The organism is Pseudomonas parafulva, from assembly GCF_002021815.1.
GTDB lineage: Bacteria > Pseudomonadota > Gammaproteobacteria > Pseudomonadales > Pseudomonadaceae > Aquipseudomonas > Aquipseudomonas parafulva_B.
Window position 1 is genome coordinate 461,464 of record NZ_CP019952.1, and the last position, 18,303, is coordinate 479,766.

Here is an 18,303-nt window from a genome sequence, read left to right on the forward strand (position 1 = left end):
GAAATACCGTAGCGATGAGCGGGGCCGCCAGGCGCCCCGCCACCCGCTATTGAGCACGTGCCAGCAAGAAGCGTTCCGTGCTGCGCGGTGGATTCTACCCTAGACGAACTGCGCTGCGGCGTTGGCCGATGCCCAAGCCCACTGGAAGTTGAAGCCGCCCAGGTGCCCCGTGACGTCCAGCACTTCACCGATGAAGTAAAGCCCCGGGCTCTTGAGCGACTCCATGGTCTTGGACGAGACCTCACGGGTGTCCACACCGCCCAAGGTCACCTCGGCAGTGCGGTAACCCTCGGTGCCGGCAGGCACCAGTTGCCAGCGTGCCAGCTTGTCGGCGATCAGGGCCAGTTCAGCCGGTGTGTACTGCTTCATCGGCTTGGATTCGAACCACTGCTCGGCCAGCAAAGTGGCCAGCTTGCGCGTGAACACCTCACCCAGCACGGTCTTGAGTTCAGCATTGCCGCGCTCGGTTTGCTGGGTCTGCAACCAGTCCAGCGCATCGCGGTCAGGCAGCAGGTTGATCTCAAGCGTATCGCCGGCTTCCCAGAACGATGAGACCTGCAGGATCGCCGGGCCGCTCAGGCCCCGGTGGGTGAACAGCAGGTTTTCACGGAAGCTGGTGCCGTTGCAGCTGGCGGTGCAGTCCAGCGAGGTGCCGGACAGCTCGCTGCACATGGCCTTGAGCTGGGGCTCGGTGATGGTGAATGGCACCAGGCCCGCGCGGGTCGGCAGCAAGGTATGGCCAAACTGTCGGGCCACCTGGTAGCCGAAACCGGTCGCACCCAACGTCGGGATGGACAGACCACCCGTCGCGATCACCAGCGACTGGCAGGCGAATGGGCCGGCGCTGGTCTGCAGCAGGTAGCCGTTGTCGGTCTTGTCGATCTGCTCGATGCTGGTGTGCATGCGAATCTGGGCGCCGGCCTCGTCGCACTCGGCCAGGAGCATGTCGAGGATGTCGCTGGCCTTGTTGTCGCAGAACAGCTGGCCGAGCTTTTTTTCGTGGTAGGGCACGCCGTGCTTGCACACCAGCTCGATGAAGTCCCACTGGGTGTAGCGAGCCAGGGCCGACTTGCAGAAGTGCGCGTTGTGCGAAAGAAAGTTGCTCGGCTCGGTGTACAGGTTGGTGAAATTGCAGCGCCCGCCGCCGGACATCAGGATCTTCTTGCCTGGCTTGTTGGCGTGGTCGAGCAGCAGGACCCGGCGGCCTCGGCGGGCGCTGAGCTGGGCACACATCAGGCCGGCAGCGCCTGCGCCCAGGATGATCACGTCGGTGGAGTGCACGGTGTTACCTCATCAATAGCCGAGGCCGCGTTGCGGCCCATCGCAGGCACGCCAGCGCCTACAGGGACGGCAACTGGCTGGAGGCCTGTGATGATCCTGTAGGGGCTGGCTTGTCTGCGATAGGCTGCAACGCGGCCCGAAAAAATGTCAGACGATGCGGACTTTCAGGGAGCGGCCCTTGATCTTGCCGCTATTCAAGCGTTGCATGGCCTGCTTGGCCAGCGCCCGCTCCACCGCCACAAACGCCTGGAAATCAAAGATCGCAATCTTGCCCACCTGCTTGCCGGGGATACCGGCATCACCGGTCAGCGCACCGAGAATATCGCCCGGGCGCAGTTTGTCCTTGCGCCCGGCTGCGATGCACAGCGTACTCATGACCGGCAGCAGCGGCTCACCGCCCTTGTTCTTGAGACTGTCCAACAGGTCCCAGCGCAGCGGGCTCTTCTGCAAGGCTTCGATGGCCTGGGCGCGATGGCCTTCGGCAGGTGCGACCAGGCTGACCGCGATACCCTTCTCGCCAGCGCGGCCGGTGCGGCCCACGCGGTGCACGTGGATTTCGGCATCACGCGCCAGCTCTACGTTGATAACCATGTCCAGGCCGTCGATATCCAGGCCACGGGCGGCCACATCGGTGGCCACCAGCACCGAGCTGCTGCGGTTGGCGAACATGGTCAGCACCTGGTCGCGATCACGCTGCTCCAGGTCACCGTGCAGCGCCTGAGCCACGATGCCCTTGGCCGTAAGGTGGGCCACCACGTCTTCGCACTGCTGCTTGGTGAAGCAGAATGCCACGCAGGACTGCGGGCGATAATGGCCCAGCACCCGGGTAACCGCTTCAAGGCGCTGTTCGGGAGCGATTTCGATGAAGCGCTGCTCGATCTGGTTGTCGGTATGCAGGCTTTCGACTCTGACCTGCTGCGGGTCGCGCATGAAATCGGCCGCCAGCTGCTTGATGCCAGAGGGATAGGTGGCGGAGAACAGCAAGGTCTGACGGCGCGCTGGGGTCTTGGCGATGATGCTGGCGATGGCATCGAAGAAGCCCATGTCGAGCATGCGGTCGGCTTCGTCGAGGATCAGCGTGTTCAGGCCGCCCAAAACCAGCGTGCCCTTGTCCAGGTGCTGCTGGATGCGGCCCGGGGTGCCGACGATGATGTGCGCGCCGTGCTCCAGAGAGGCGATCTGCGGGCCCAGCGACACGCCGCCACACAGCGTCAGGATCTTGATGTTGTCTTCGGCACGGGCCAGGCGACGCAGTTCCTTGGCCACCTGGTCGGCGAGCTCGCGGGTAGGGCACAGCACCAGCGCCTGGCAGCCGAAGTACCGAGGGTTGATCGGGTTGAGCAAGCCGATACCGAAGGCGGCGGTCTTGCCGCTGCCGGTCTTGGCCTGGGCGATCAGGTCCTGGCCCTTGAGAATGACCGGCAGGCTCTGGGCCTGGATCGGCGTCATCGAGGTGTAGCCGAGAGCGTCCAGGTTGGCCAGCATGGCGGCGGACAACGGCAAGGTGGCAAAGGCGGTGGAATCGGTGGTCACGAGGCGGGCCTGCGGTGCGAAGCGAAAAATGCTGCACAGTCTACCAGCCCCGACGCCATTCGCCCTAAGACTCCACGTGCTCTTCCGGACGACGGGCACGCCTTCCGTCCGTCGGCGCCAGTTGCAGGAAGATGGCCGCCGCCAGCATAGCCATGATGCCGATGGTGAAGAACGTCAGCTGGAACGCACCCAAGGTGGTTTCCACGCCTTCGGCGCTGCCTGCTGCCGTGAAGCCGCCCAGCAGCGCGCCAGCACAAGCCACCCCCAGGCTCAGCGACAGCTGGGCCACCACCGACAACAAGCTGTTGCCGCTACTGGCGCTGGCATCGTCCAGGTCGATCAGCGTCACCGTGTTCATGGCAGTGAACTGCAGGGAGTTCACGGCGCCCAGCAGGCCCAGTTGCACCAGCAGCAACCAGTACGGGGTCTGCTCGTCCACCAGGCCCAGGCCAGCGAGCAGCACGCCCAGCAGCACCGTGTTGCCAGTCAGGATGATGCGGTAACCGAGCCGTTCGATCAGCGGCCTGGCGACGGACTTGGCGACCATGGCCGCCGCCGCCAAGGGGATCATGCTCATGCCCGCCTGGGCCGGTGAATACCCAAGCGCTACCTGAAGCAGCAGCGGTACCAGGAACGGCAGTGCACCGCTGCCCAGGCGGGCGAACAGGTTGCCCAGGATACCGATGGCGAAGGTACGTACGCGGAACAGGCTCGGAGAGAACAACGGCTCCGGGTCGCGCCCGGCTCGCAGCCAGTAGGCCGCCAGGCAGGCCATGCCGGCGAACAGCAGCAACATGACGCGCAAGTGCGGCAGGTGCAGCTCGCCCAGGCCTTCCATGGCGATGGTGATCAGCACCATCGCGGCGCCGAACAGCAAAAAGCCCGGCCCGTCGAACGTAGTGCGCTCGGCGCCGCGCAGGTCGGGTATGAACTTCCAGACGGCGTAACAGCCCAGCAGGCCGACCGGCAAGTTGAGCAGGAAGATCCAGTGCCAGCTCAGGATCTCCACCAGCCAGCCACCTACCGTCGGGCCCAGCAATGGCCCGAGCAGACCAGGGATGGTGATGAAGCTCATGATGCGCACCAGTTCGGTGCGAGGGTAGGCGCGCAGCACCACCAGCCGGCCGACCGGCAGCATCAGCGCCCCGCCGAGCCCTTGCACGATCCGCGCGAAGATCAGAAAGCCCAGGCTGTTGGCCACTGCGCACAGCAACGAGCCGAAACTGAACAGCAGGATGGCTCTGAAGAAGATGCGCTTGGTGCCGAAACGGTCGGCGATCCAGCCCGAGGCGGGGATCAGCAAAGCCACGGTGAGCATGTACGAAATGATCACACCCTGCATGCGCAAGGGGTCTTCGGCCAGGGAGCGGGCCATGGCGGGCAGCGCGGTGTTGAGAATGGTGCCGTCCAGCGACTGCATGAAGAAGGCGATCGCCACCACCCATGGCAGCCAGCGGGCGGTGATGGGGTCGAGCGGGTTGCGTTCGGGCATGACGTCCTCGTCTGTCTGTACTGGCCTCTCGACGGCAAGCGCCGCGCCTACGGGGCGGGGCAGGCGTGGCTACCGCCGTGAGGTGGCCGGCAAAATCCAATCACAATGTCAGCGTCAGCGCTTTGACCAGCGCGCCGGGCAAATGACTCGATCCGGTACTGCGTTGCCCGTAAGTGCTGGTCGACAGAATCAGCTCTCGCTCGCACGTCAACGCCTCCAGTTGCTCGCCCAGCAGGTTGTACAGGCTGTCATCGAAGCGCATCGTGTTGACCGGCCCCTGGATCTGCCCGTCCTGCACCCAGAACGTGGCGAAGCGGGTCAGGCCGGTCATGCGCGCTGCGGGCAGGTCGGAGTAGTTCAAGTACCACAGGTTGCTGATGTACAGGCCGGTGCCGAGCCGCTCCAGAACCTGTTCACGGGGTAATTGGCCGGGTGCGAGGCTGAGCGCACAGGGCGACTCGTGGCTGTCGGCCCCGTTGGCCAACACCCCGAACTCGGCCGCGCTGCGCGCGCAAACCAGGCGTCGTGCTGGCTTGCCCTGCTCGATCAGCGCCACGTCCAGGCGCGGTGAGCCCTCGTCGGAGAACGCTGGACTCAGTGAGCCGCTGACCTGCTCGGTGAAGCTGATCAGTGGGCTCAGGGTGGCGTCACCGCTGTACAACCGCTGCAGGGCACTGCTGCCGGTCGCCAGGGCCTGCGCCGAGAAGCCACCCCAGCACAGCATGCCGGCGATTTCGTCCATGGCCGCTGGCGCCAGGTAGGCGCGGTAGCTGCCCGGTTGCAGTACCACCGGCGCACGCCCCAGGTAGCCCAACTGTGCCCGAGCCTGACGCAGGCGGGCGGTGAAGTCGTCGGCACGCCATACCTGCCCGGCATAGTTGGCCTTGACCGCCTGGCCGCTCTCGTGGAACAGGCTCCAGTCGATGTTGAAGCTATTGGCCTGGTGCCAGCCAAAGGCGCCGAACGAGCTGGCGAAACCCCGCCAGATCGGGCCTGCGGCATAAATGCCGACCAGGTCCAGGTCACCGGTTTCCTGTTCCAGCAGGGCCAGCACCTCATTCAGGTCGGGCAGAGCATGCGTCTGTTGGCTATCACTGCGCCAGGCACTTTCATCCAGCCTCAGGTACGGGTCTGCCGCCAGTAGCGGCAGCATCTGGCGCAGTTGCGACAGGGCATCGAGCAGGCGCTGGCGGTCCAGGTGCGCATCACCGCTAAGGGTCACTTGTTGCTCGGCCTGACGACCAGCGTGGATCAAGCGCAGGTGAGCACTGGCCTGGCTCACCTCGCCCGCCTGACGAACCTTGGCGTGGTTAAAGCGCACGAACTGCGAATGCTCGGCACTCAACCCCAGGGTGTAGTGTTCGCCTGCTTGCAGGGCAGCGCCCAGGGTGTCGATGAGGGATTGGAAGGCCTGTTTCATCATGCATCTCCTCCAAACACGTCGATGGCGCTGAACACGCAAGCTGGCGAGGCGTGCCCAACCCGGATCACCTGGTTGGGCTCGCCCTTGCCACAATTGGGCGTCCCCAGGACCTGGAAGGTGCTGCGGTCGCCGACGGCGGCCAGGTTGCGCCAGAACCGTGCGGAGATGCCGCGATAGTTGGGGTTCTTCACGATGCCCTTGAGTTCGCCATTTTCGATCAGTTGGCCCCATTCGCAGCCGAACTGGAACTTGTTGCGCGCATCGTCGATGGACCAGGACCGGTTGGTGCGCATCAGGATGCCATGCTCGATACCTGCGATCAGCTGATCCAGGGACTGGTCGCCCGGCTCTATGTTCAGGTTCGCCATGCGGTCGATCGGCGCCCGGTTCCAGCCGCAGGCGCGGCTATTGGCCACGCCGCCAAGACCAGAGCGGAACTGGGAAAGGGCACCGCCCAGCGGGCGCAGCAGCACGCCGTCCTGAATGAGAAATTGCTTGCTGGCCGGCGTGCCATCGTCGTCGTGGCTGTAGCTGGCCAGCTCTTCGTTCAAGGTCGGGTCGAAGGTTACGTTCAGCAGGGAAGAGCCGTACTGCAACTGGCCAAAGTCACTGGCTTTGACGAAGCTGGTACCGGCGTAGTTGCGCTCATCGCCCAGGATGCGGTCCATCTCCAAGGGGTGGCCGATGGATTCGTGGATCTGCAGCATCATCTGGTCAGGCATCAACAGCAGGTCGCGTACGCCGCTGGGCGTGTTCGGCGCCTGCAGCAATTGCAGGGCCTGGTCGGCAACCTGCCGGGCCGAGCCCCTCAGGCCGCAGCGCTCGATGATTTCGAAGCCGCCCTGCTGACCGAAGTTCTCCCTGCCCAGGCTGCGGCTCTGGCTGTCCTGGCCATCGCTGGCCGTCACGGCCAGGCCAGGGAACAGAAAGCGCTGGGCCTGGCGCAGTTCGGCACCGGCCGAGTTCAGGTAAGTCTGCTCGACCAGGCTCATGCCAAGGCTTGCCTGCCAGTCCACCAGGCGCGAGTCCGACGGCACGCTGGCCGACTCTTCGGCGAGCAAGCCGAGGCAGTCGGCAAGGCCCGGCATCGGTTGGTCGAAATGAGGCGAAAGGTAATCGTGGCGCCCGGTCGGCACAGGCTGTTCGCGCAGGTCCAGCAGGCTGTAGCGGGCAATCTGTCGAGCGAGGGTTTCAGCCTGCTCCAATGCGCGCTGCAGGCCACTCTGGGACAGATCGGCCGTGGCGGCGTAGGCCTCCACACCGTTGATGCGCACGGTCAGCATGGCGCCCTCGTCCTGGCTCAAGGCAGGCGGCTCGGCGACGTTGCGGCGCACGGACAATGCCTGGTGCGACTGCCTGACATGGCGCAAGGAAAACAGATCCGCCGTGCTGCGCAGGGCGGCGAAGCGCTGGCGCAGCAGGGTGCTGGAATCGAACATGGACAAGCCTCCGGATACACGGTGGCTCCCTGGAACCACGCGCTGGGCAATGCCGAGACGGGCCGCGCTGCGGGCTCGGGCAATGCCGGGTCATTATGGCAGCCTACTGATGTGCTGGTCAGGCATTAACGGGCGTTTGCGTTGCGGCGAACTCTGAGTCGGCTTCTTTTTGAATCGCAGCCTTGAGCACTGCGTGCAAATGCACGGCCACAGGGTGCGCGGTGTCTGTCAACAGGTAGATGCCGTGCGCGGGAAGCGTCGGCAGGTCCTGGTCATGCAAAAAAACGAGCGAGTCGTCGGCTTCGAGTTCCTCGACGATGCCAACTGCCAGGCCACTTTTGACACAGGCCAGTACCGCATGCCAGTTGGCACTTTCCAGCAGGATACGGTACGCAATGCCTTCGGCTTTCAATGCCTGTACCGCTGCCTCCCGGTAGGGACAGCCCTTTAGCTGCAATGCCAGAGGTAGCGGGCGGCTGTGATCGCGGATGAAGCCCTTCGCGGCGGCCCAACGGGGTTTTGTGGGGCGCAGCCAGTCACCCTGTTGGATGTGCTCGCTGCTGACCGCCACGGCCAGGTCTAGTTGCTGCCTGGCAAACAGGTCCAGCAACTGCGCGCTGGAGCACGCCACAGCTTCCAGCTCCATCTTCGGATTACTGGCAACGAATACCGGCAGGCATTCACTCATGAGCGTGGCGGCATAGCCATCCGGTACCCCCAGACGGACTTTGCCTGTCAGTTGCCGGGGGGACAGCGTCGCCAGCAGCTTGTCGTGGGCGATCAGAAAGCGTGTCGCCTCGCCCAGTAGATGCCGGCCTGCGGGGGTGAGCTCCACTGCCTGGTTGCTGCGCGCAAACAGCTGTTGGCCAACCTGCTCTTCGAGCTTCTGTATCTGCGTGGTCACCGCTGAAGGACTGCGATGGACATAGTCTGCCGCTGCGTTGAAACGACCGAGTCGAGCCACGGCCTGAAAAGTTCGCAACACATTGATATCTAGACCTTTGCCCATGAAAGCACCTGGTTTGGCTGGATCGAATCAGCACTTCGATTTAATCAACTGTACAGGCTTTATACCCCTTCCTAAGGTGAGGTCAACGAATGTCCAACTGCCGAAATGCCTAGGCAGCGGGCACCGGATAACAGCGTGCCTGCGCTCTGCGCCTAGCCAAGAGGCTGAGTTTGTTTAATGAGCGCTTGGCTGATCGGGTAGAGGTGGGTGGCCGTAAATCCACTCTTTACCATCGCCCGCGTCATTTGGAGGTGTAGAGATGCAACATAACTGGCCCTCCCACATTTTCCTGCAAACAACCTTTGTCCTGTCCTGGAGTTCCGGTTTCATTGGCGCCCGGCTCGGCACGCAGGATGCAGGCGCAGTGAACTTGCTGTTCTGGCGCTTCCTGTTGGTCAGTCTTTGTTTATTGCCGTTTGTTTTGCATCGATTACGTAACCTGTCCTGGGCGCAAGTTCGCTACAACGCGGTCATCGGCTTCCTGGCTCAGTTCGCTTACCTGATCAGTGTCTACATTGCCATACGCGGTGGCTTGCCTGCGGGGATAGCCGCCATCATCTGCGCGCTGCAGCCCCTGATCACGGCGGCGATGGGTAGTGCGGATCAGCAGGAGCGAAGCGGCAGGCAGGAGTGGCTTGGGCTGGTACTCGGGTTTGCCGGGGTCAGTGTGGTGATTCTTGGTGAGTACAGCCTGTCTTCCACTCGGCTCGAGCTATGGCTGTATGCGCTGCCGCTGATTGCCGCGATCACGTTATCGATCGCCACCCTTTACCAACGGCGACAGTCGGTCATGGGCACGGATCACAGTAAAGAGGGCTTGTTGATGCCGCTCTTCCTGCAATCGAGCGCGACGCTGGTACTGCTCAGTGTCACAGGAGTGCCGTTGCGCCTGATCGAGCTGCCCAGCAGTGCTCAGGTATGGGTGGCGGTGGCGTGGTTGACCTTGTTTTCGACCTTCATCGCCTACCTGAGCCTGTGGATACTCTTGACCAAACTGTCGGCAACACGGGTGTCCGCGTTGGTTTACCTGGAACCCCCTGTAACGCTCATTTGGGCGGCGTTGATGTTCGGCGATGCCATTCATTGGACGACCTACCTGGGTATCGCGATAGTCGCCACTGGCATTGCCATCACCCGCACCGCTCGACGTGTGCCGTCAGCAGGGGAGTGCCCGCAACGATGAGCGGGCCAAGGCCACTTTCTAGAACCACTCTTGTTGCATGTTCAAGCTGGTGTCATCGCGCGCTTCAAGCAAGGCCAGGTCTGCATGGCAGCCCGGTATTTCGCAGGTCAGGAAATACCGGGCTGCCTGCAGCTTGCCGAGGTAGAAGTCGCGGTCAGCCGCGGCGCGCTGAAGCAGACCGAGTTCGGCATGAATCGCCTGTTCCAGCCAGCGCCAGCCAATCACGCAATGGCCGAAGACCTTGAGGTAAAGGGCCGAGTTGGCCAGGGCGCCGGCGACCTTGCCCTGGGCCAGGTCGCCGAGCAGGGCAAGGGTGACACCTTGCAAGCGATTGACCAGCTGTTCCAGTGGCTGGCGCAGCGGGTCGAGGTTGGGGTGATGGCTGGCGCGCTCACCAGTGACAGCGATCAGGCGCATCAAGTGCTTGAGCCCGGCACCCCCGTTCTGGGCCAGCTTGCGGCCCAGCAAATCGAGCGACTGGATGCCCTCGGTCCCTTCGTGGATGGGGTTCAGGCGATTGTCACGGTAATACTGCTCGACCGGGTACTCCCGGGTGTAGCCGTGGCCGCCGAGAATCTGGATGGCCAGTTCGTTCGCTTTCAGGCAATACGCCGAGGGCCAGGATTTGACGATGGGCGTCAACAGGTCGAGCAGCGCCTGGGCCTGCTGGCGAGTGTCTTCATCGGGCGCCGTGTGGGTGTCGTCGAACAGGCGCGCCGCATACAAGCCCAGGTCGAAAGCGCCTTCCACATAGGCCTTTTGCGCAAGCAGCATCCTTTTGACATCGGTGTGCTCGATGATCGGGATGGCCGGGGTTTGCGGGTCCTTGTTTTCGGCTGATCGGCCCTGTGGGCGCTGCCGCGCATAGTCCAGCGAGTACAGGTAACCGGCGTAACCGAGCATGACCGCGCCCATGCCGACGCCGATGCGTGCTTCGTTCATCATCTGGAACATGCAGGCCAGGCCTTGATGTGGCTGGCCGACCAGATAGCCCACGCACTGGCCGTTGTCGCCGAAGTTCAGCGCCGTGGACGTGGTGCCGCGCCAGCCCATCTTGTGAAACAGCCCCGCCAGCACTACGTCATTGCGCGAGCCCCGGCTGCCGTCGGGCCCGACCAGGTACTTGGGCACGATGAACAGCGAGATGCCTTTGACCCCCGGTGGGGCATCCGGCAGTTTGGCCAGGACCATGTGCACGATGTTTTCCGACAGCTCATGGTCACCGCCGGAGATGAAAATCTTGTTGCCCCGGAGCCGGTAGCTGCCGTCACCGGCCGGTTCTGCGCGGGTGCGGATGTCAGCCAGCGATGAGCCGGCGTGGGGTTCGGTCAGGGCCATGGTGCCGAAGTAGCGGCCCTCGATCATCGGCTGCAGGTACAGGCGCTTTTGTTCTTCGCTGCCGAAGCTCTCGATCAGGTTGGCCGCGCCCATGGTCAGAAACGGGTAGGCGGTGGTGCCGGCGTTCGCCGCCTGAAAATGGGCAAAGCAGGCTTGTGACACCAGGCTGGGCAACTGCATGCCCCCGACCTCGAAGTCGCGGTTGGCGTTGAGGAACCCGGCTTCAAGAAAAGCATCCACGGCAGGCTTGACCTCGGGAATCAGCTCGGCGCGGCCGTCTACGTAGCGCGGTTCGTTTTCGTCAGCTTTGCGGTTGTGGGGGGCGAAATATTTCTCGGCGATGGTGCGCGCGGTGGTCAGCGCAGCGTCGAAGGTTTCACGGCTGTGCTCGGCAAAGCGGGGGCGCTGGGTGAGGCTTTCGGCGTCGAGGACTTCATAGAGTTCGAATGCCAGGTTTCGGGTGCTAAGCAAGGTCTCGGGCATGATGGCGGTCCTGGTGCGCAATGCTGCGAGTGTAGAAGCGGGTTGGATGGCCAGGACAGGTTAATAGGTCTGGGTGATATGGCGTGAGAAAGGTGAAGCCCGTTGTGTCGAAAGTCGCTTCGCGACACGTCGCGTCATACCCCCGCTATTGGACGGGCGCCGGTACATGGTCAGGTTGTCACTCCGGCTAGAGTGCGACCATAAAAAAGGGAGAGCCGAGCTCTCCCTTTTTGTTCAACCTTCAGCGTTAGCCAATGGTCATCAAGCTGGCGTTACCCCCAGCCGCCGCAGTGTTCACACTCACCGCCCGCTCGATTACCAGACGCTCCAGTGCAATCTGATGATCACCGCTGGACAAGCCGTGTACCCCGACAATCGCCCCGGCACGCTTGGCCACCTGCTGGCAGACACTGCGCAGCTGGTCCGAATCGCCGTGATGGATCACGGCATCGAACGCCACTTCGTCCTTGCTCCAGTCCGGTACCAGCTTCACCTTGGCCTGCAGTTCGCGTGGCAGGCGGGCGCGCAGGGCCTTGCCGGGTTCGCCGTCGGCCCACACCGCTGAGCTTCCCACCGCCAGCACGGCGGCGAACTGCGCCAGCAGGTCGGTTTCGTTGTCCGCCAGGCACAGCACGTGTTCGCGTGGCAGGATGGTGTAAGTGTTGCGCTCGCCGGTCGGGCCAGGCAGCAGACGGGCGATACCGCTCTGCGACTGGCTGGCGAACTGGCTGCACAGCACGGCGAGGTCGGACAGCTGATTGCTCTCGGCCCAGGCCTTCAGGGCGTGGAGCGGCTTGACAAGCTGCTCGTGCAGCGCGCGGTCTGGCTTGGCTTCGCCGTCCTGGTGCTGGAAGTGGCTGCCGATGGCGTCCGCCGGGCGGGTCGACAGCAGGCGGTACAGGTACAGCGGGCCGCCGGCTTTCGGGCCAGTGCCCGACAGGCCTTCGCCACCGAACGGCTGTACGCCCACCACGGCACCGACAATGTTGCGGTTGACGTACATGTTGCCGGCATGGGCCGACTCGACCACCTTGGCGATGGTTTCGTCGATGCGTGTGTGCACACCCAGGGTCAGGCCATAGCCCGAATTGTTGATCTGCTCGATCAAATGGTCCAGGTTGCGGCGGTTGTAGCGCACCACGTGCAGTACTGGGCCGAAGATCTCGCGCTTGAGCTCGTCGAAGCTGTCCAGTTCGATCAAAGTTGGCATCACGAAGGTGCCACGCTTGATCTCGGCACTGTCGGCAATCGCCACCTGATAGACCGAGCGGCCTTTCTCGCGCATGCCCTGGATGTGCTTCTCGATGCCAGCCTTGGCTTCAGCGTCGATCACCGGGCCGATATCCACGGCCAGGCGATCCGGGCAACCGAGCCGGCTTTCGGCCATGGCGCCCTTGAGCATCTCGATCACGCGGTCGGCGGAGTCTTCCTGCAGGCACAGTACGCGCAGCGCGGAGCAACGCTGGCCGGCACTGTCGAAGGCTGAGGACACGACATCGATCACCACCTGCTCGGTCAGTGCCGAGGAGTCGACGATCATCGCGTTCTGGCCGCCGGTTTCGGCGATCAGTGGCACTGGGCGACCCTGGTTGTCCAGGCGGCCTGCCACGTTGCGTTGCAGCAGGCGAGCCACTTCGGTGGAACCGGTGAACATCACGCCCTTGACGCGCTCGTCACCCACCAGGCCAGCACCGACGGTTTCGCCGCGGCCCGGCAGCAGTTGCAGGACACCTTCCGGAATGCCGGCTTCCAGCAGCAGGCGCACGGCCTGGGCGGCGATCAGCGGGGTTTGCTCGGCAGGCTTGGCCAATACTGGGTTGCCGGCGGCCAAAGCTGCTGCCACTTGGCCGGTGAAGATCGCCAGCGGGAAGTTCCATGGGCTGATGCACACCACCGGGCCCAATGGGCGGTGGGCATCGTTGCTCAGGTCGTTGCGCGCCTGGACGGCGTAGTAGCGCAGGAAGTCGACGGCTTCGCGCACTTCGGCAATGGCGTTGGCAAAGGTTTTGCCGGCTTCGCGGATCAACAGACCCATCAGGGGCTGAATCTCGGCTTCCATCAGGTCGGCCGTGCGTTCCAGGATGGCGGCGCGCTCGGCTGGCGGGGTGGCCTGCCAGATGGGCGCTGCGTTGAGTGCGCACTGGATGGCATTGTCGACGTCTGCAACGGTCGCTTCCTGAACGTGGCCGACCACATCGCGGTGATCGGCAGGGTTCAGCACCGGCGTTGCCGCGCTGTCACTGGCGGTGCAGGCCAGCAGCGGACCGGCTTTCCAGTCGTTGTTGGCGGTGGCCAGCATGGCGCAGGACAGCGAAGCCAGGCGGTGTTCGTTGGCCATGTCGATGCCGGCGGAGTTGGCCCGCTCGGTGCCGTATAGGTCACGTGGCAGCGGAATGCGGGGGTGTGGCAAGCCGATGCGGCCTTCCTGGGTACCCATGCGCTCGATGCTGGTAACAGGGTCGGCGACCAGTTCCTGGATGGAAATGGACTGGTCGGCGATGCGGTTGACGAACGAGGTGTTCGCGCCGTTTTCCAGCAGGCGGCGAACCAGGTAGGCCAGCAGGGTTTCGTGGGTGCCGACCGGCGCATACACGCGGCAAGGGCGGTTCAGCTTGCCGTCGGCGATCTTGCCGACCACCTGTTCGTACAGCGGCTCACCCATGCCGTGCAGACACTGGAACTCGTACTGGCCGGGGTAGTAGTTCTGCCCGGCGATCTGGTAGATGGCCGACAGGGTGTGGGCGTTGTGCGTGGCGAACTGCGGGTAGATAGCCTCGGGCACAGCCAGCAGCTTGCGCGCGCAGGCCACGTACGACACGTCGGTGTAGACCTTGCGGGTGTAAACCGGGTAGCCCTCCAGGCCTTCGACCTGGGCGCGCTTGATCTCGCTGTCCCAGTAGGCACCTTTCACCAGGCGGATCATCAGGCGGTGGCGGCTGCGCTTGGCCAGGTCGATCACGTAGTCGATTACATACGGGCAGCGCTTCTGGTACGCCTGGATCACGAAGCCGATACCGTTCCAGCCGGCCAGCGCGGGCTCGAAGCACAGGCGCTCGAGCAGGTCCAGGGACAGCTCCAAGCGGTCGGCTTCCTCGGCATCGATGTTCAGGCCGATGTCGTATTGCTTGGCCAGCAGGGTCAGGGACAGCAGGCGCGGGTACAGCTCTTCCATCACCCGCTCGTACTGGGCACGGCTGTAGCGTGGGTGCAGGGCCGAGAGCTTGATGGAGATGCCCGGGCCTTCATAGATACCACGGCCGTTGGAAGCCTTGCCGATCGAGTGGATGGCTTGCTCATAGGATGCCAGGTACTTCTGGGCATCGTGCTCGGTGAGTGCTGCTTCACCGAGCATGTCATAGGAATAGCGGAAGCCCTTGGACTCGAAGCGCGTGGCATTGGCCAGTGCTTCGGCGATGGTTTCGCCGGTGACGAATTGCTCGCCCATCAAGCGCATGGCCATGTCCACGCCCTTGCGGATCATCGGCTCGCCGCTCTTGCCGATGATCCGGGTCAGCGAGGAGGTCAGCCCGGACTCATTGTGGGTGCTTACCAGCCTGCCCGTCAGCAACAGGCCCCAGGTGGCGGCGTTGACGAACAGCGACGGGCTGTTGCCCAGGTGCGGCTGCCAGTTACCGGTGCTGATCTTGTCGCGGATCAGGGCGTCGCGGGTGCCTTTGTCGGGGATGCGCAGCAGCGCTTCGGCCAGGCACATCAGCGCCACACCTTCCTGCGAAGACAACGAGAATTCCTGCAGCAGGCCTTGAACGATGCCGGCCCGGCCACCGGTGCTCTTCTGGTTGCGCAGCTTCTCGGCGATGCCGGCAGCCATCTTGTTGGCCGCGTCGGCAAGCGGAGCGCTCAGGCGCGCCTGCTCCAGCAGCATCGGCACCATTTCCTGCTCGGGCCGACGGTAGGCGGCGGTAATGGCCGAGCGCAGGACCGACTGCGGCAGGATGCTTTCGGCGAATTCCATGAAGCTCTGGTGACCTTGCTCGGGCTGTACATCGCCGGCTTCATCGCTCAGGCCCAGGGCCTGGCCACTGATTTCGGTCAGGGTCGCGCCACCCTCGAGCTTCTCCAGGTAGCTGAAGATCGCTTGCTTGATCAACCAATGCGGCGTGCGGTCCACGGACAGCGCAGCGGCCTTGAGTCGTTCACGGGTAGGGTCGTCGAGTTTGACCCCAAGGGTGGTCGTCGCCATTTCTTATCCTCATTATTGCCACGAGTGCGGCTTAAGCTGGCGACAAGATTATCTGTAGGAAAACGCGGGTGCAACCAGGTGCAACCCTAAAATGTCGCGAATAAGGTGCAACTCGTCAGGCTGTCGTTTTTAGTGAGGGTCAAAGCGTCAAGTCGACAAGATTTTGTTCTATAAAAGGGCAACGCCTGCCTCATTAGGGAGCAAAAACGGGGCTTTGTCTGAAAAAGCATACTTGGGTGCAACTTCACAGTGAAAAATGGTTGCACCGGATTTATGTTGTTGAATAGCATCTGCCGCCTGGGTGCAACCACCAACGATGTGGGTGCGCATGAGATAACAACAAACGCCAGGGCCAACACATGGGTAATCCGTTAACGATCACATTCGTGATCTACATCGCAGCAATGGTGCTGATCGGCTTCGCTGCCTACCGCGCCACCAAGAACCTTTCCGACTACATCCTTGGCGGTCGCAGCCTAGGCAGCGTGGTCACCGCATTGTCGGCCGGTGCTTCCGACATGAGTGGTTGGCTGCTGATGGGCCTGCCCGGCGCCATCTATTTCGCGGGGCTGTCGGAAGTCTGGATCGCCATCGGCCTAACCGTCGGCGCCTACCTGAACTGGCTGTTCGTCGCCGGCCGTCTGCGCGTACAGACCGAGCACAACGGCGATGCGCTCACCCTGCCGGACTATTTCTCCAGCCGTTTCGAAGACAAGAGCGGCCTGCTGCGAATCATCTCTGCCATCGTCATTCTGGTGTTCTTCACTATCTATTGCGCCTCCGGCATCGTGGCCGGTGCTCGCCTGTTCGAAAGCACCTTCGGCATGTCGTACGAGACAGCGCTGTGGGCAGGTGCTGCCGCTACCATCATCTACACCTTCGTCGGTGGCTTCCTGGCCGTGAGCTGGACCGACACGGTCCAGGCATCGCTGATGATCTTCGCGCTGATCCTGACGCCGGTAATCGTGCTGATCTCCACCGGTGGCTTCGACCAGACCTTCGCCGCCATCGAAGCCGTCAACCCGGCGCACTTCGACCTGCTCAAGGGTGCGAGCTTCATCGGGATCATCTCGCTGATGGGCTGGGGCCTGGGCTACTTCGGTCAGCCCCATATTCTGGCGCGCTTCATGGCCGCCGACTCGGTGAAGTCCATCGCCAACGCACGCCGCATCTCCATGACCTGGATGATCCTGTGCCTGGCCGGTACCTGCGCCGTCGGTTTCTTCGGCATCGCCTATTTCTCGGCCCACCCTGAGGTGGCCGGGCCAGTGAATGAAAACCACGAGCGCGTGTTCATCGAGTTGGCGAAGATCCTGTTCAACCCGTGGGTCGCCGGCGTCCTGCTGTCGGCCATCCTGGCGGCGGTGATGAGTACCCTGAGTTGCCAGCTGCTGGTGTGCTCGAGTGCGCTGACCGAAGACTTTTACAAAGCCTTCCTGCGCAAGAACGCCTCCCAGCGAGAACTGGTGTGGGTCGGTCGTCTGATGGTACTGGCCGTGGCCTTGATCGCCATCGCCATGGCTGCCAATCCTGAAAACCGCGTGCTGGGCCTGGTGGCCTACGCCTGGGCCGGCTTCGGCGCTGCATTCGGCCCTGTCGTGCTGATCTCGGTGCTGTGGAAGGGCATGACGCGCAACGGCGCGCTGGCCGGTATCGTGGTGGGTGCGCTGACCGTGATCCTGTGGAAAAGCTTCGACACCATGGGCTTGTACGAAATCATCCCTGGCTTCCTGTTCGCCAGCATCGCCATCGTCCTGGTGAGCAAGCTGGGCCGCCCATCGCAGGCGATGGTCAGCCGCTTTGAAACGGCAGATGCGGCTTATCGCGCTGACAAGTGACAGCCACCAAGGCTCGCTGCTAGCTGAAAGCCGGACCCGCTCCAGCAGTGTCCGCACGGCCTTTGAGGGTTCGTGCAGCACTGCGGTGGCGGGTTCGTTGTTCTCTGGGGACCGTCAGGCCTGACGTCGTTTGCCAGGCAGGGTAAACTTGCGTCCTGCGCAGGAGTTGCCATGAATTATCGTCACGCCTTCCACGCCGGCAACCATGCCGACGTTCTCAAACATATCGTGCTGACCCGCCTCATCGCCCTGATGTCGCGCAAGGAGCAACCGTTCGCCTACCTCGACACCCATGCCGGGCTGGGGCTGTACGACCTCAAGGGTGATCAGGCGAGCCGAACCGGTGAGTACCTCGAGGGGGTCGCGCGGCTGTGGAACCGTGATGACCTGCCGGCCATGACCGCCGATTACCTGCGCGTCATCAAGCGCCTGAATGCCGATGGCGAGCTGCGCTACTACCCAGGCTCCCCTGAATTGGCGCGTCGCCTGATGCGCCAGCAGGACCGCGCCTTGCTCAACGAGAAGCACCCCGAGGACGGGCCGCTGCTTAAGGAAAACATGAAGAAGGATCCGCGCGTGGTCGTGCACCTGGGCGAGGGTTGGCACGTGCCGCGCGCCTTGTTGCCCGTGCAGGAAAAACGCGCGGTCATGCTCATCGACCCGCCGTTCGAGCAGGCTGATGAGCTCAAGCGTTGCACGGCTGCGATGAAGGAAGCCATTGGTCGGATGCGCCAGACGGTGGTGGCCATCTGGTACCCCATCAAAGACCAGCGCTCGCTGACCCGTTTCTACCAGGACCTCACCAGCACTGGCGCGCCCAAGCTGTTGCGTGTCGAACTGTATGTGCACCACCAGGACAGCCCGCAGGGCCTCAATGGATCCGGGCTGGCCATCGCTAACCCGCCTTGGGGGCTGGAAGATGAGCTCAAGGAACTGCTGCCTTGGCTCGCCCGGGAATTGGCGCAGACCGAGGGCAGCTACCGCATGGATTGGCTGATCGCCGAATGAGGCCTGGCGGTCGCTGACGGGCCCATTGCGGTCGCCCCGGCTAGGCCGCGCCAGTGACCGCGTGATGGGTGAGCT

11 protein-coding genes are annotated in these 18,303 nt (G+C 63.3%); 3 read left to right on the forward strand and 8 right to left on the reverse strand.

Annotated features, from left to right (window positions below; translation table 11 throughout):
* Positions 1-99 precede the first annotated feature (99 nt).
* The 6 genes from B2J77_RS01995 to B2J77_RS02020 form a co-directional block, all read right to left on the reverse strand.
* A complete protein-coding gene (locus B2J77_RS01995) occupies positions 100-1,281 on the reverse strand; it encodes an NAD(P)/FAD-dependent oxidoreductase (protein WP_078477885.1) in 1,182 nt (393 codons plus the stop codon).
* Positions 1,282-1,428: 147 nt separating this feature from the next.
* Complete coding sequence (gene dbpA / locus B2J77_RS02000; protein ID WP_230375157.1) at positions 1,429-2,766, reverse strand: ATP-dependent RNA helicase DbpA; 1,338 nt, start codon at positions 2,764-2,766, stop codon at positions 1,429-1,431.
* A 112-nt stretch (positions 2,767-2,878) separates the two neighbouring features.
* Positions 2,879-4,306 carry a multidrug transporter subunit MdtD gene (mdtD, locus tag B2J77_RS02005; RefSeq protein WP_078477886.1) on the reverse strand — a complete coding sequence of 476 codons (1,428 nt, stop codon included), beginning with the start codon at positions 4,304-4,306 and terminating at the stop codon, positions 2,879-2,881.
* A 100-nt stretch (positions 4,307-4,406) separates the two neighbouring features.
* Positions 4,407-5,726 carry a TldD/PmbA family protein gene (locus B2J77_RS02010; RefSeq protein ID WP_078477887.1) on the reverse strand — a complete coding sequence of 440 codons (1,320 nt, stop codon included), beginning with the start codon at positions 5,724-5,726 and terminating at the stop codon, positions 4,407-4,409.
* The gene (locus tag B2J77_RS02015) at positions 5,726-7,168 is read right to left on the reverse strand and encodes a TldD/PmbA family protein (protein WP_058638896.1); all 1,443 of its coding nucleotides are present in this window, start codon (positions 7,166-7,168) and stop codon (positions 5,726-5,728) included. Before B2J77_RS02015 ends, B2J77_RS02010 begins: the two co-directional genes overlap by 1 nt.
* 118 nt (positions 7,169-7,286) lie before the next feature.
* The gene (locus B2J77_RS02020; protein WP_058638897.1) at positions 7,287-8,177 is read right to left on the reverse strand and encodes a LysR family transcriptional regulator; all 891 of its coding nucleotides are present in this window, start codon (positions 8,175-8,177) and stop codon (positions 7,287-7,289) included.
* A 259-nt stretch (positions 8,178-8,436) separates the two neighbouring features.
* Between B2J77_RS02020 and B2J77_RS02025 the strand changes: the two genes are divergently transcribed.
* Positions 8,437-9,360 carry a DMT family transporter gene (locus B2J77_RS02025; RefSeq protein WP_058638898.1) on the forward strand — a complete coding sequence of 308 codons (924 nt, stop codon included), beginning with the start codon at positions 8,437-8,439 and terminating at the stop codon, positions 9,358-9,360.
* An 18-nt stretch (positions 9,361-9,378) separates the two neighbouring features.
* On the opposite strand, the gene B2J77_RS02030 is transcribed toward B2J77_RS02025, so the two are convergent.
* Complete coding sequence (locus B2J77_RS02030; RefSeq protein WP_078477888.1) at positions 9,379-11,181, reverse strand: acyl-CoA dehydrogenase; 1,803 nt, start codon at positions 11,179-11,181, stop codon at positions 9,379-9,381.
* 247 nt (positions 11,182-11,428) lie between these two features.
* Entirely contained in the window at positions 11,429-15,382 is a 3,954-nt protein-coding gene (gene putA, locus B2J77_RS02035) for a trifunctional transcriptional regulator/proline dehydrogenase/L-glutamate gamma-semialdehyde dehydrogenase (RefSeq protein WP_058638902.1), read from the reverse strand.
* 359 nt (positions 15,383-15,741) lie between these two features.
* On the opposite strand from putA, the gene putP reads away from it, so the two are divergent.
* Positions 15,742-17,220, forward strand: a complete 1,479-nt coding sequence (putP, locus tag B2J77_RS02040) for a sodium/proline symporter PutP (protein WP_058638903.1) — start codon at positions 15,742-15,744, stop codon at positions 17,218-17,220.
* Between the two features lie 171 nt (positions 17,221-17,391).
* A complete protein-coding gene (locus tag B2J77_RS02045; protein WP_078477889.1) occupies positions 17,392-18,228 on the forward strand; it encodes a 23S rRNA (adenine(2030)-N(6))-methyltransferase RlmJ in 837 nt (278 codons plus the stop codon).
* Positions 18,229-18,303: the final 75 nt, after the last annotated feature.